This window comes from Kitasatospora purpeofusca (assembly GCF_034043715.1).
In the GTDB taxonomy this organism is placed as follows: Bacteria; Actinomycetota; Actinomycetes; order Streptomycetales; family Streptomycetaceae; genus Kitasatospora; species Kitasatospora purpeofusca_A.
Window position 1 is genome coordinate 32209 of the sequence record NZ_JAXCLC010000056.1, and the last position, 14288, is coordinate 46496.

Annotated in this window: 8 protein-coding genes and 2 pseudogenes; 2 read left to right on the plus strand and 8 right to left on the minus strand. The window is 73.7% G+C overall.

Annotated features, from left to right (window positions below):
* Nucleotides 1-5: 5 nt before the first annotated feature.
* Nucleotides 6-449 carry an HIT family protein gene (locus SM793_RS25825; RefSeq protein WP_320440670.1) on the minus strand — a complete coding sequence of 148 codons (444 nt, stop codon included), beginning with the start codon at nucleotides 447-449 and terminating at the stop codon, nucleotides 6-8.
* A 139-nt stretch (nucleotides 450-588) separates the two neighbouring features.
* On the opposite strand from SM793_RS25825, the gene SM793_RS25830 reads away from it, so the two are divergent.
* Complete coding sequence (locus tag SM793_RS25830; protein WP_320440671.1) at nucleotides 589-2400, plus strand: phosphoenolpyruvate carboxykinase (GTP); 1812 nt, start codon at nucleotides 589-591, stop codon at nucleotides 2398-2400.
* A gap of 48 nt (nucleotides 2401-2448) precedes the next feature.
* Here the strand turns inward: SM793_RS25830 and SM793_RS25835 are convergent, their stop codons facing one another.
* The 7 genes and pseudogenes from SM793_RS25835 to SM793_RS25860 all read right to left on the minus strand — a co-directional run bounded on the left by SM793_RS25835 (nucleotide 2449) and on the right by SM793_RS25860 (nucleotide 13014).
* Nucleotides 2449-3945, minus strand: coding sequence for a thiamine-phosphate kinase (locus tag SM793_RS25835; protein ID WP_320440672.1), 1497 nt, complete (start codon nucleotides 3943-3945; stop codon nucleotides 2449-2451).
* A 128-nt stretch (nucleotides 3946-4073) separates the two neighbouring features.
* Nucleotides 4074-4259, minus strand: a pseudogene (locus tag SM793_RS36500) (hypothetical protein); the annotation flags it as partial.
* Nucleotides 4260-4340: 81 nt separating this feature from the next.
* Nucleotides 4341-7724 (minus strand): annotated as a pseudogene (locus tag SM793_RS25840) (ABC transporter ATP-binding protein); the annotation flags it as partial.
* Nucleotides 7721-9265 carry an AMP-binding protein gene (locus SM793_RS25845; RefSeq protein WP_320440674.1) on the minus strand — a complete coding sequence of 515 codons (1545 nt, stop codon included), beginning with the start codon at nucleotides 9263-9265 and terminating at the stop codon, nucleotides 7721-7723. The pseudogene SM793_RS25840 and the gene SM793_RS25845, both read right to left, overlap by 4 nt.
* Complete coding sequence (locus SM793_RS25850) at nucleotides 9207-9455, minus strand: acyl carrier protein (RefSeq protein ID WP_320440675.1); 249 nt, start codon at nucleotides 9453-9455, stop codon at nucleotides 9207-9209. Before SM793_RS25850 ends, SM793_RS25845 begins: the two co-directional genes overlap by 59 nt.
* A gap of 68 nt (nucleotides 9456-9523) precedes the next feature.
* Nucleotides 9524-11185: a condensation domain-containing protein gene (locus SM793_RS25855; RefSeq protein ID WP_320440676.1), complete on the minus strand. Its 1662-nt coding sequence runs from the start codon at nucleotides 11183-11185 to the stop codon at nucleotides 9524-9526.
* A gap of 119 nt (nucleotides 11186-11304) precedes the next feature.
* On the minus strand, nucleotides 11305-13014 hold the full coding sequence (locus SM793_RS25860) for an AMP-binding protein (RefSeq protein ID WP_320440677.1): 1710 nt from the start codon (nucleotides 13012-13014) through the stop codon (nucleotides 11305-11307).
* Nucleotides 13015-13664: 650 nt separating this feature from the next.
* Between SM793_RS25860 and SM793_RS25865 the strand changes: the two genes are divergently transcribed.
* Entirely contained in the window at nucleotides 13665-14285 is a 621-nt protein-coding gene (locus tag SM793_RS25865) for a condensation domain-containing protein (protein WP_320440692.1), read from the plus strand.
* Nucleotides 14286-14288: the final 3 nt, after the last annotated feature.

Here is a 14288-nt window from a genome sequence, read left to right on the forward strand (position 1 = left end):
CGGTGTCAGCTGAAATGGGCCCGCAAACGCTTCGCCTGCTCCGCCAGGAGAACCCGTGGGACCGTCAGGAATTCGTGCTCCCGGATCCCCAAGGAAGCCCAGTACTGGTCGTCGGCATAACGTGGGACAACGTGCATGTGGTAATGGTCGAGATGCTGCCCGCCGGCCGCCTCGTTGTGCTGGTGGATCGTCACGCCCTCGGCCCCGTACTCGGCCTTCAGGGCGAGCGCGACCTTCCGAGAGACCGTGGCCACCCGGGCCGCTGATTCGTCGTCTAGTTCATAGAGAGTCGGCACGTGTGCACGGGTCACGACCTCGATGTGCGCCTGATTCTGCGGACGCTGGTACAACCCCGGGAAGACCACGACGAGGCCGTCCTGGTAAATGACGCAGTCCGACTCCTGCTCGCCGGCGGCGATCCGGCAGAAGAAACAGCCGTCCGTACCCATGCCAAAATCTCCGCTCTAAACAGCCTGGCAGATTCCCTGGTGATACACAAGGCTTACCACGGAAACAGTGCAATAGTACACTGGCACGAGTTCCTCGGCCCCGTCCGCCGAGGCAACTTGCCAGGGTGAAGGGGGAAACGTGTCCGATCAGGTTGTTCGCGATACGGAGGAAGCACCGACCACGCACGACGGCCTGCTCTCCTGGGTACGGGAGATCGCCGGACTGACCCGGCCCGACCGGATCGAGTGGTGCGACGGATCGCCGGACGCATGGCAGCGGCTCACCGACCGGCTGGTCACGGAGGGGACAGTCGTCCGGATCGCCAAGCGGCCGAACAGCTTCGTCGCCACCACCAGCCCGGACGACGCGGTCCGGATCGTCGACCGCACCTACATCTGCTCGCGCGACCCCAAGGACGCCGGCCCCACCAACCGGTGGCGCGACCCGGAGGAGATGCGCGCCACCTTCGGCGGGCTGTTCGCCGGCGCCATGCGCGGACGCACCATGTACGTCGTCCCCTTCTCGATGGGGCCCCTGGGCGGGCCCGTATCGCAGCTCGGCGTCGAGCTCACCGACTCCCCATTCGTCGCCGCGTCGATGCTGATCGGTACCCGGGCGGGCACCGCAGCGCTGCGCCTCATCGAAGAGTCGGGCTCCTTCGTCCGCTGCGTGCACTCGGTAGGGGCACCGCTGACCGCAGGCCGGGCCGACGTGCCCTGGCCGTCCAACCCGGTCAAGCATCTGGCCCACTTCCCCGAGTCGCGGGAGGTCTGGTCGTTCGGCTCGGCCTTCGGCGACAACGGGGCGCTCGGCAAGAAGTCCTACTCGCTGCGGATCGGCTCAGTGATGGCCCGCGAGGACGGCTGGCTCGCCGAGCACATGGTCGTCCTCAAGGTGACTCCCCCGACCGGGGAGCCCCGCTTCGTGGCCGCCGCCGTCCCTGCCGGATGCGGCAAGACCCACCTGGCCATGCTCGGACGGACGCCCAACGGGTGGAACTACGAGCTGCTCGCCGACGACATGGCGTGGATGCGCTTCGACGCCGACGGCCGGCTCCGGGCGGTCAACCCCGAGTTCGGGATCCTGGGCGTGGCCAGAGGCAACGGGGAGTCGACCAATCCCAACGTGCTGCGCACCATGCACGCCAACACGCTCTTCACCAACGTGGCGCTGACCGACGACGGCGACATCTGGTGGGACGGCATGACCGAGCAGACGCCGGCCCACCTGACCGACTGGCGCGGGCGCGACTGGACCCCGGACTCCCCGGAGCCCGCCGCTCACCCCCGGGCAAAGTTCACCACCCCCACCAGCCAGTGCCCGACCGTCGCGCCGGAGTGGGACGACCCCCGGGGCGTGCCGATCTCCGCCATCGTCTTCGTCGAGCGGCGCTCCACCACTGTGCCACTGGTCACCGAGGCCAACGACTGGGCGCACGGGGTGTTCCTCGGCGCCTGCCTCTCGGTGGAGTCGGGGCCTGGCCGGACGCCGGAGGACGGCACACCGCGCCGGGACGCCTTCTCGATGGAGTCCTTCCTCGGCTACCACCTCGGCGACTATCTGCGGCACTGGCTGGAGCTGGGACGGACGGTCGGCCCGGACCGACTGCCCAGGCTGTTCTCGGTCAACTGGTTCCGCCGGGGCGAGGACGGCACGCTGCTCTGGCCTGGATACGGCGAGAACGCCCGGGTGCTGCGCTGGATCGTCGAGCGGATCAACGGCGAGGCCGCCGCCCTGGACTCCCCGATTGGCAAGCTCCCGCTGGCCTCCGCCCTCGACACCGAGGGTCTCGCCGTCGACGAGGAGACCCTGGCCCGGCTGCTGTCGGTGGACGCCCGGGCCTGGCGCCGGGAGACGGAGCTGATCGCGGACTACCTCGACGGCATCGGTGAGCGCCTGCCCGGCGAGCTGCGGGAGCAGCACCGCGCCCTGGTCGGCCGGCTCGGCTGAGCCGGCGGGTGGCCCGCCCGGACTCCCGGCCGGGCCACCCGCCCCCGGTCACGGCCGGACGGCAGTGAACCCCAACTCCCTTACCTGGTCTACCAGGTAGCGGGCCTCCGCGCTGAACGGAAGACCCCGGGCGTCGTTGTGCCCAAGTTCGGCCAGCGGCTCGACCCGGTCGCCGCAGCGCAGGGTCAACCCCGGTTCGGGCACGGTCCGGCCGATCCGGGTCATCCCGCGGCTGGCGAGCGCCTCGCGGGCAGACGGCGGCGCCGTCACGATGAACTGCAGGTCGCCGCCCAGCACCAGACCGAAGGCCCAGGCCGGTGTTTCCCGCTGTTCGGCGTAGGACCGCACCCGGTCGGAGACCGGGATCAGCTCGGCGTCGAGCTCGGCGCCGACACCGCTGGACCGGCAAAGGTCGCCGAGGTCCGCGGCCAGGCCGTCGCTGAGGTCGGTGCCGGCCCGGACCAGCCGCAACGCGGCCACCGCGGCCGACCGCCCGACTGGCGGGATGGGGTCCGCGATCGCCGTGGTGGCCCAGGCCCGGACAGCGGGATCGTCCGGGGTGTCGAGAACCGCGAGCAGGGAGCCGCAGCAGTCGCCGACCGGGCCGGAGACCCAAACGTCCTCCCCTGCCCGGGCCCGGGACTTGATGAACAGGGCGTCCTCGTCCGGCGCGCTGCCGATGGCCACCCCGAAGATCGTCCAGGCCTTGCCCAGCTTAGTGTCCCCGCCGATCACCGGGACGCCGAACCGGCCGGAGGCCTCGCGGACTCCCTCCATCACCTGGCGCATCTCCTCGGTGCCGGCGCCGTGTTCGGCCATCACGCCGATCAAAAGGGCGGTCGGCGCGGCCCCCGAGCCGCAGAGGTCGGAGAGGTTGTGCCCGACCACCAGCCGGCCCAGGGCGCGGCGGTCGGCGAGGCCGAGTTCGAGGCAGATCGGCCTGGCGTTGATGAAGTCGGTGGTCACCACCAGGCAGCCGGCCTCGGTGCAGACGATGCCGCAGTCGTCCGCGCCGACGCCGGCGAGGACACCGGCAGCCGCCGGGAACAGCTCGGTCAGCCACGTGGGCGCGGCGTCCGGATCCAGTGCGCCGGTCAATGCCCGACCGCTCTCCTCGCCCGCGTTCCGGATGTCCTCCAGCGCCCAGCTGACCTCCCGGGAGCGCGAGGACACGACCACCATCCGGCGGTACCCCTCGGCCTCCCGCTCGTCGCAGGGCTCCCCCGCCGGCCCGCCGGCCGCGAAGCCGACCACCCGCGACTGCGGGTACCAGCTGACCGGGACCTCGCGGCCCGCGATCGTGCAGTGGTAGCGGACGGCCGTGCCGTCCACGGTGAGCCCGCCCAGGTTCGTGGTCACCGGCCCGACGAGCCGACCGAGGGCCGTCGGGTCCGGACCGTCCGCCGGGTCCGTGTCGAGATGACCGATGATCTCCATGGCCGACGGATCGACACAGATCGTCCCGGCGTACGGAACAGCGAGCAGCAGGTCGTCACAGTAGCCGACGATCTCCGCCGGCAGGTCGGTGCCGGAATGCCCTGGCATGTCGCCCCCTTTTCCCTCGTGGTGGTGTTGGTCTGCGCAGGAGTCACGGCGCCGGAGCCCGGCTCGGGACTCGCGGCCCAGGGGTACGGCGCCGCGTCGCGGCGCCGTGGTCGTGGAGCCCGGGGGGGTCATGGGGCTGGGGCCTCCGTGCCGGCGGCCCGGGCCGCGGTGTCGTGGGCCGCCCAGAGTTCGGCGTAGGGGCCCCCGGCGGCGAGGAGGTGGTCGTGGGTGCCGTCCTCGACGATGCGGCCGGCGTCGAGGACGAGGATCCGCTGCGCCCGGGCCGCAGTGCTGAGGCGGTGGGCGACCAGCACCGTGGTGCGGCGCCGGGCGGCGGCCTCGGTGGCGCGGACGACCGCGGCCTCGGTGGCGACGTCCATCGCGGCGGTGGCCTCGTCGAGGAGGAGGACCTCCGGATCGGCGAGCTCGGCGCGGGCGAGGGCGAGGAGCTGGCGCTGACCGGCCGAGAGGTTCCGGCCGCGTTCGGCGACCGGGTGCTGGTAGCCGCCGGGCAGGGCGGTGATCATGGCGTGGGCGCCGACCGCCCGCGCGGCGGCCTCGATCCGGTCCGGGCCCGCACCGGGGCGGGCGTAGGCGATCACCTCGGCGACGGTCCCGCCGAACAGGTAGACCTCCTGCGGGACGACCCCCAAGCGGCGGCGCCAGTCGGCGAGGGAGCGGTCGCGCAGGTCCGTGCCGCCGGCGGTGACCCGCCCGGTGCCCGGGTCGTGGAAGCGGGCGACCAGTTTGACGAAGGTGGACTTGCCAGCACCGGTACGCCCCACCAGAGCCACCGTTTGACCGGCCGGTATGCGGACCGTCAGATCGCGCAGGGCGGGTCCTCCGCCGCCCGCGTAGGCGAAGGTGACGTTCTCCAGGGCGAGGTCGCCGGCGCCTCCGGGCGTGGCCGGGCACCGCGGCTCGGGCGTGGAGGGCGGGGTGCGCAGCAGTTCGCCGATCCGCCGGAGCCCGACGGCGGCCTGCTGGTAGTCGTCGAACGCCTGCGAGAGCTGCTGCACCGGGCCGAACGCCAGCTCCAGGTAGAGCAGATAGGCGATCAGCGCGCCCGCCGAAAGTGCGCCCGAGTGCACCCGGGGGACGGCGCCGACCAGGACGAGGAGGCAGGCCAGGTCGGTCAGTGCGTACACCAGCGGGAAGAACGCGGCGGTCTGGCGCTGGCTCTGCAGCTGGGCGGTGCGGTGCTCGTCCGCGAGCGCGGCGAAGCGGTCCCGATTGCGGCCCACCCGGCGGTAGGCCTGGGTGATGCGCAGTCCGGCGAGATTCTCCTGGAGGTCGGCGTCGACGGCCCCGAGCCTCTCCCGCGCCTCGGTCCGGGCGGCCCGCGACCGCACCCGGAACCGGAGCGTCGCAAGGACCAGCACCGGCACGACGGACAGCGCCAGCAGACCCAGCCGCCAGTCGGTCAGCAGCAGCGCCGCGGCAATCCCGAGGAAGGTCACCACGCCGACCGCGGTCTGCTGCACACCAGCGCGCAGGAACCGGGAGACGGCGTCGACGTCCGTGGTGAGCCGCGTCATGATCCGCCCGGCCTGCTCCCGCTCGTAGAAGTCCAGTCCCAGCCGCTGGAGTTGGGCGAACACCTTGAGACGCAGCAGGTACAGCACCCGTTCGCCGGTGCGGCCGGTGACCCGCTGCTGCGCCACGTCGAGCAGGCCGTCGGCGAGGACGACGGCGAGCGCCGCGGCCGAGGCGGCGAGGATCACCGTCGTCGAGTCCGCGAGGACGCCGTCGTCGACGCCGGTGCGGAACAGCATCGGCAGCAGCAGTCCGGCCACCGTCTCGGCGGCGACCAGCAGCAGCCCGAGCAGGAGGGTGCTGCGAAAGGGGCGGAGCAGGGTACGCAGGCCGAAGTGCGGGTCGGGCGCGGTGGCGGTCGCCAGGTCGACGGGCGGCGCGGGTTCGGTGGGCGGTGGGGTCGCGGGCGTGAGCCGGGCCGCGGGTGTGGACCGGGCGTGGGTCGCGTCGTTGACCGCCTGAGCGACGGGGTCGGTGACCGCGCCGGTCCCGACCTGCGGTTCCTCACCGGAGAGCAGCAGCCGGTAGAGCGGACAGCGGGCGTGCAGTTCCCCGTGGGTGCCGGTGTCGACCACCCGGCCGCCGTCGAGCACGGCGATCCGGTCGGCCAGGGCCAGCGTGGCCCGGCGGTGGGCGATCAGCAGCGTGGTGCGGCCGGCCGTGACACCGCGCAGCGCGACCTGGACCTCGGCCTCGACCCGGGCGTCGAGGGCGGAGGTCGCGTCGTCCAACACCAGGATGTCCGGTGCGGTGATCACCGCCCGGGCCAGGGCGAGGCGCTGACGCTGGCCGCCGGAGAGGGACCGCCCCCGCTCGCCGATCACGGTGCCGTAGCCGTCGGGCAGAGCGGCGACGAACTCCTCCGCCCCCGCGATCCGGGCCGCCTCCCGCACCTGCGCGTCGGTGGCCCCGGGACAGCCGTACGCGATGGTGGCGCGCACCGTACCGGAGAACAGGAAGGCGTCCTCCGGGACAAGCCCGATCGCCGCGCGCAGCGAGTCCAGCGTCACCGCGCGAACGTCGTACCCGCCGACGCGGACCGTGCCCTCGAAGACGTCGTGAAAGCGTCCGAGCAGCAACGGGACGGTCGACTTGCCCGAGCCCGACCGGCCGACGAGCGCCACGGTCTCCCCGGGGTCGACGGTCAGGGTGAAGCCCCGAAGCACCGGGTGGGCGGCGTCGTAGCCGAAGGTGACGTCGTCGAAGACGATCCCGGGGGCGGTGCCGCCTCCCCCTGCGGGCAGCGCGAGTGCGTCCGGTGGTTCGACCACCGTCGGCCGGGCGTCGAGAAGTTCGAGGATCCGCGTCAGCGCGGACCGTGCCTGCTGGGTGGTGGTCATCACCCCGGTCAGCAGTTGCACGGGCCCCAGCATCCGGGCGAGATAGGTGGAGAAGGCCAGGAAGGTGCCGAGCGAGAGCTCGCCGCGCAGTGCCAACCAGCCGCCCAGGCCGAGGACCCCGACCTGGCCGAGCGCGGGTATCGCCCGCAGGACGGGGTCGAAGACGCTGGTCAGGCGCACCGTCCTGAGGCGGGCGGCGTAGAGCCGCCCGGCCGCCCGGGCGAGTTTGTCGACCTCCAGCCGCTCCTGTCCGAAGCCCTTGACGACTTGCACGCCGTCGACGGCGGCGGCGGCCACCCCGGTCAGCTCGCCGGTCTGCCGCTGCGCCTCCCGGCTCGCGGCGTAGAGGCGGGTGCGGGCCGCGACCGCCACCGCGGCCAGGACCGGCCCCGCGCCCAGGGTCGCGATCGTCAGCAGCGGCGACAGGAAGGCCATGACGACCAGGGAGCAGCCGAGGAAGACGGCGTTCCCGATCAGCATCGGGAGGCTGGAGACGAACCTCTGCACGGCCGAGAGGTCGCCGCCAGCCCGGGAGAGCAGTTGCCCCGTGGCCAGGGCGTCCTGCTGCGGGCCGTCCGAACGCGCCATCGCGTCGAAGATCCGGGTGCGCAGGCCGAACTGCACGTCGAGCGCGAGGGCGGCGCCCCGGTGGCGGCGGTGGCGCAGCCCGAGGTACTGGACGGCGATCACGGCCAGCATGGCGGCGATCCAGGGAGCGAGCGGGGAGGCGTCCGTGATGATCGAGTCGTCGACGATGTGCCGCTGGATCAGCGGCAGCAGCAGGGACGCGGCCTCGGCGGCCAGCGAGCCGCCGACCGCGACGGCGAGGTCCCGGCGGTACGTCGGGCAGACCTCGGCCAGCCTGCGGGTCCAGCCGCTGCGGGGCGGGGCCGCCGCGGTCACGACGGGCGCCCGTCGGCGGCGGGTGTGTCGGCCGTGGGCGCGGGTGCGGGTGCGGCGGGCACAGGTTCGGCGGGCGCCTCGGCGGTGGGCGCGAGCGCGAGCAGGGCGCGCCGGTCGGGCTTACCTGCCTCGGTGCGCGGCAGTTGCGGCACCAGAACGTACTCGTCCGGCTGCTCGTGGGGGGCGAGGTGCGCCGCGCAGTGCTCGCGGAGCGTCTCCACCGGTCGCCGGGCGCCCAGCCGGGCGGCCACGACCGCGCGGATCCGGGTCCCCGTCGGTCCGGGTACCGGCACGCATTCGGCGTCCGCCACCTCACGGTGCGCCCGCAGGGTAAGGCCGATCCGCCCCAGCCAGGCCGTGCCGTTCTCCCGGACCAGCCGGTTGGCACTGCGGTCGAACAGGTACAGGTAGCCGTCCTGGTCGACCCACCCGAGGTCACCGAGGCTGGTGAAGCCGTCCGGGAGGGTTTCGAGCCAGGGCGCGGCGGCGGACGGCGTGCGTCCGGAGCCCCGACGGCGCAGGAAGACCTGTCCGACCTCGCCGGCGGGCTGCGGGCGCCGCTCGTCGTCGAGGACACGGATCTCGGTCAGCAGACCGCGGCCGACCGAACCGGGGTGCGCGGCCCACTGGTCGCCCCGGAGGAGGGTGACGCCGACCCCCTCCGTGCCCCCGTACATCTCGAAGACCCGCTCGGCGCCCAAGAGGTCCATCCACGCCCACTTGACCGCCGGCGGGCACGGCATCGCCGTGTGGACGAGCGCCCGCAGCCCTCGCACCGCCTCCGGCCGACTGCGGGCGAACGGCAGGATCCGCTCCATCAGCCCCGGGGTGAGGATCGTCCACTCCGGACGGTGGCGTTCGAAGGCACGGGCGACGCGCTCGGCGCCGGCTCCGGCGAGGACGACCTCGTTGCCGTCGAGGAGGCCCTGCACCAGGGCCGCGAAGTTGCCGATGTGGTAGACCGGCAGGACGATCAACTGCCTTTGCCGGGAGCGCCATCCACAGCTGCGGAAGGTCAGTTCCGGTACCGCCCGGGCGTCGTAGCTCCGGTGGGCCCGGAACGGGATCATGCGCGGGGTCCCGGTGGATCCGCTGGTCGCCAGGAAGTACGCGGGCAGGTCGGTCCGGTCGGAGCGCACCAGGGTGCCGCGGGGGCCGAGCGGACCGCCGTCCCACGGGCCGGTCGCCGGCCCCGTCAAGCCCTCGCCGCGCAGCACCTCGTCCAGCAACTCGGGGGCGAAGCGGGCGGAGTGTGGGAAGACCGGGAGCCCTGCGGCCAGGGCGGCCAGCAGGGTGACGGCGGTCGCGGCGGTGTTGCCGGCCGGCACGCACAGGACGCTGCCGGGGGCGGCGGCCCTCGCCAGCGCGTCCGCCGCCCGGCGGACCTCCGTGACCAGGTTCGCCGCAGTGAGCCGGACACCGGTTCCCTCGGCCGTGTCCTCGGTCAGCGCGGTCCGGTCCGGCTCCTCGCCGGCGAGGGCCTCAAGCCGGTCCAGCAGCGGAACCGGTACCGAACTGCGTGAGCGAGTCGGCGAGTTCACCGAAGGTCCTCCCATCCAGCAGGAAATCGAAGTCGATCTGCGCCCCACTAACCGCCTCCAGTTGGAGGGCCAGGTCGACCGCGAGCAGGGAGTCCCCTCCGACGTCGAAGAAGCTCTCCTCCGCGGACACGGGTCTGCCCACCACCTGACTGGCGACGGCGAGCACGAGTGCCCGGCCAGTGTCGTCCACGGCCCACCTCCCTGACGTTGCGACGGTTCTGTCCTCGGGTCCGGGTCCGGCCGGGTCCGGGGTCGGGCTCACGGACCGGGCTGGGGGCCTGCCGCCGGACGGCCGGACCGGTACCGGCTCGGCACCACCAGGGCCGGATCGCACCGGGCCGCTTCGGCAAGCCGGCCGCGGACCGCCGCCAGCCACCCGGCGTCCAGCGGCCTGCCGACGTAGGCCGTGAGCTCCTGCGCCGACCCGTCCGCCATGTCCTCCAACACGACCGTCACCGGGAGGCCCGTCGCTGCGCGGACCGCGTCGCGGGTGCGATCGAGGTCGACCAGCCCTCGCCGGTAGTGCACCGGACGCCCGCCGCCGGGGCCCGCCGGGCCCGTCCCGGCCGGGAGCGGCACGGGCTTCCCCTCCGCCAGGCGGCCGAGCCGGTGCTCGACGCTCCGCAGCAGTTCCTCGGCCGCGGCGGGCGGGAGGAAGGAGTCCCCTGCCTCCAGGGCGAGGACGACCGGTGCGGAGGGGCCGCGGTACCGGGCCTCGAAATACAGCAGGCACGGGTCCGAGCCCTCGGCGGGCCCGTACGAGAAGCCGCCCGGCCCCGCCGCCGGCCGCGAACCCGTCCGCGGAGGGCGGCGGGAGAGGAAGTTGAACTCGATCCGGATCAGGGTGTTGTGCCCGGAGCGCAGGTGTTCCTCCTCCTGTATCCGGCGCACCAGCCTGACGTCGTGATCGGCGTTGGCGGCGAGTTCGGGCGTCAGCGCGCGGATACGGCCGAGGAGTTCGGGCAGGTCCTTGGCTCCCTCACACCGCACGACCACCGGCACCCGCAGCGCGCAGCAGTGGACGGCGGCCGGGTAGCTGAACCGGTTGGCGGAGATGACGCCGACGGCGACGTCCGGGACGCCGGTGCGGTCGGCGACGGCACCGGCGAACGCGGCCAGCAGGATCTGCGCGGGCAGCAGCTGGTGGTGGCGTGCGACTGCGGCGAGGGCACCACCCAGGCCGGGCGACACGTACTGGGCGAGATGGGGCCGGCCCGGGCCGGCGGGTCCGATCAGCGGCATGGGAGTCGGTGGCACGGCCCGGACGAACCGGTCCCAGCGGGCGAGCGGGGCCGTCCCGTCCCGTGCGGCCTGCTCGCGGGCGACCTCGATCGGCTGGACCGGGGCGGGGAGGGAGTCGAAGGCGTCCGGACCGGAGTCCAGGACGGCCGCCAGTTCCCGCAGCACGATCCGGGCGGCGGTCACGTCGAGCGCGATGTGGTGAGCCACCAGGACGATTTCGGTGACCTCGCCGTCCCGCCCCCGGAGGTGGAAGCGCAGGGGCGGGGCCTGGTCGATCGCGAAGATCCGGGTCTCCGGCCGTTGAGCCGCGCCACCTTCGGCGTCGTCGCCGGTGCCACTGCCGGTGCCGTCGCCGGGCGCCGGGTCAAGCTCCACCGAGAGCGCCACCGACTCGTCGTAGGGGTGGACGACCTGGACGGGGGACGCCCCAGACGCGCCGTGGAAGGTCGACCGGAGCACCTCGTGCCGCTCGGCCACCAGACGCACCGCCCGCCGGACGGCGTCCAGCGGGTGGGGTCGGGGCGCGGTCCACCGGAGCAGCAGGTTGCGGGTCCAGGCGAGTTCCGGTGTGCGGACGAGGATCCCCTCGTAGTCGAGGAGTTGGGCCGTCTGGCCGAGGGTCGTCGGGCCGGATCGCACCCGGCGCGCCGGGAGGTCCCGGCTCACGTTCGTCGACACGCGTCCCCTCCCCCCATGACTCCCGGCGCTGCGCCCTCGGTGACCGGATCGATCCCGGCCGTTATCGATCACGTGAGCGGTAACGGGCGGGTTTATGATGCATGACACCCGAAAGGCTGTCAATGACCTTCCGCGCCGGCCGCAACCGCCTCGCCGCTGGTGAACTCCCCTGCCGCATAGCGCTGTCGGCAGTCGCCGCGGCGCACCTTTCCACTGGTCGTCAGCGGCAGGGTGCCGGCCGGGACCAGGGTGGGAGCAGCCGAGAGCTCGAACTCCCGGCTGAGCGCCGTCACAATCGCCGAAACCACCGACCGCTCCTGCGCGTTTGTCAACGGCTCGGTGCTCCGCCGGAGTTCGGCCACGACGACAAGAGCCGGCCCGCGCCCCCCCGACGTCTCGGCCGGGAACACCACCGCCCGCCCGGGGCGCAGCTGGAGGTCGGCCGCCACCACCACGTCCTCAATCTCATGGCTGTAGAAGTTCTGGCCCCGCACCTGGAACCGGTCTCGCCCGCGGCCGAGCAGGAAGAGCTCTCCCTCCCACAGGAATCCGAGGTCCCCCGTCCCGAAACCGGTCCGCCCGCCCTCACCCTCGGCGGCGACCTGCGGGCCCGCGATCCACACCTCGCCCGCCTCGCCCGCCCGCAGCCGCCCGCTCCCGGACTCCCGCCGGATGGTGACGGTGGTGCCCGGCATCGGCAGGCCGCAGGAGACGAGCACCCGGGCGTCGGAGGGATTCGCCGCCGGCTCGGCGCGCCCGCGCTCCAGGGCCCTCCGGGAGAACTCCACAACCTGCGGCGGAGCGTCGAGCGGGCAGCTGGTCACGGTCAGCGTCGCCTCCGCCAGCCCGTACGAGGGCTTGAAGGCGGCGGGGTCGAAGCCCGCCGGCGCGAACGCCGCCGAGAACGCCGCCAGCGTCCGGGCGCGCACCGGCTCCCCGGCGCTGCGTGCGACGACGAGCGGACGCAGGTCGTACGCCTGCGGCCGCGGTGTCCTGGCCGCGCAGAGCGCGTACCCAAAATCGGGGGCGGAAGTGTGGGTGGCGCGCCATTCGGAGAGCGCGGCGGGCCAGCACTCGGGCCGCATCGCGAACGCCCGCGGCTCGATCAGGACCGAGGTGTAGTCGGACCAGAGCGGGCGGAGCACGCTGGTCACCAGGCCCATGTCGTGAAACAGCGGCGTCCAGTTCACCGAGACCGAGTCCCGTGACTCGCCGAAGACCTCGGCCGCCTGGCGCAGTTGCGCCAGGACGTGGCGCTGCCGGATCGCGATCGGCCGTGGCTGCGCCGTCGAGCCCGAGGTGTACTGCTCGTAGCAGACGTCGGCCCGGCCGCTCCCGATGTCGGAGGCGGCACCGGGGCGAGCACCCGCCGCCGCGCCGCCGCGCGGCTCCACGGGCCCCCCGAGGCAGGTCACCGGGGTGCGCCCGTCCGGGAGCAGTGCCGTCAGCTCCGGCACGATCGCGTCGTCAACCACCACCAGGCAGGGCCGCGAGGCCGCCAGGATGGCGAGCAGGCGCCGCCGGTGGCCTGGGTGCCGCAGGGAGCGGGTGGGACCGGGGACGGGGACCAGGCCGGCGAGCGAGGCGGCGAAGAAGCACTGGACGAAGGCGAGCGGGTCGCCGAGGGCGATGAGCACGTTCTTGCGCCCCTCGGCCTCCCGGCCGGGCGCAGCGGCTCGCGCGAGCCGGACCGCCAGGGCGCCGCACAGCTCGGCGAGGTCCGCGAACGCGAGCACGCGCGGACCCTCCGGGGTCAGTCCGACATAGCGTCCAGTGCCGTGGCGGCGGGCCTCGACGAGGTCGTTGAGGTGGGTGATCTTGTCATCCATGGCCATCCTCACGGCGGTTCGGAACGGGCGGTGCGACGGTCCGGCCCGAGCCGGCGCACACCTCCACCCTAATGCAATGTCACCGGTCACACCTTGACATAGTGATCCACGGCTGGGGATCATCCACCGTCAAGAAGCCACCGGACCGCGGCCGCACCACCAACTCTCCAGGACCACAGCCCTCGCGCGGCGCGGCTCCTGCGCGAACGGAGCGGGTCCCACCCTCGTCCGGGCCCGTCCCACCGGACCCGGGCCACCTCCAGTCGTCCGCCCGCCGGCCGGTGCCCGACGCCGGCGGGCCCTGACGCCGCTTCAACCCGCCGGGCGGCGGACGGCGATACCTGGCTGAACGACACCCGAAGGAGGTGAATGGCATGGAGAACCTCGACGCGGAGTTCATCGACCTTGAACTGCTCGACGACGACGCTCTCGACGACCTGGTCGGTGGCGGCACGCCGGGCTGCCCGTAGGCAGTCGGCGGAAGCCGGAGCCGGCATCCCACCCGGGGTGCCGGCCGCCGCCCGGCCGCTCCACCGTCCGGCGAGCAGCCGGACGAGCACTCGAACACAGGATCCCGACGAGGACCCGACGAGGACCGAACGAGGAAGAGCACCCCACGTGGACCACCCGGACCGGCGAGCCGCCCCGCACTGCCGCTCACCCTCGCCCAACAGGCCCTGGACCAGGTCGCCCAGCGCTGGCCCGAGGTGCGGTTCACCACAGCCTTCTCCTGCCGACTGCGCGGAGAACTCGATCTCGGCGCCTTCCGCGAGGCGATCGAGGAACTGGTCGACCGGCACGACGCGCTGCGGCTGCGGGTGACCCGCCCGGCCACCGGGCCCGCGGTGCAGGAGTTCCGCGAGCCGCCGGCCTGCGCCGAGGCCCTGCGGTACCAGCGCGTCGCGCCGACCTCCCCGGAACGGTTCACCGCCTTCGCCGACCGGCGAGCGGCCCTCGACGCCATCCGCCCGTGGGACCTCGCCACCGCCCCGCCGTTCCGGTTCCGGCTGCTCCGCCACGAGCCCGGGCACCACGCCTTCCTCGCCACCCTCAGCCTGCACGCCGCCGACGACGCCGCCCGACGGATCCTGCTGCGGGAGCTCTGGTCCGGCTACCGCCGCCGGGTGGCCGGCCTCGCCGCACCCGCCCGCCCACCCGCCGGTTCCTTCGCCGAGGCGGTGGCGGCCAGGACTTGGGAGGCGTCGGCCGGCGCGGAGGCGGGAACCATCGCTCGAGGTCAGGCCTCAGGGCCGGGAGACCCCTGTCGATGACCT

Bases quoted from the DNA above. Each gene is read 5' to 3' on its own strand.
- SM793_RS25825 (WP_320440670.1), bottom strand. From the start codon at position 449: ATGGGTACGGACGGCTGTTTCTTCTGCCGGATCGCCGCCGGCGAGCAG.
- SM793_RS25835 (WP_320440672.1), bottom strand. From the start codon at position 3,945: ATGCCAGGGCATTCCGGCACCGACCTGCCGGCGGAGATCGTCGGCTAC.
- SM793_RS25860 (WP_320440677.1), bottom strand. From the start codon at position 13,014: ATGGATGACAAGATCACCCACCTCAACGACCTCGTCGAGGCCCGCCGC.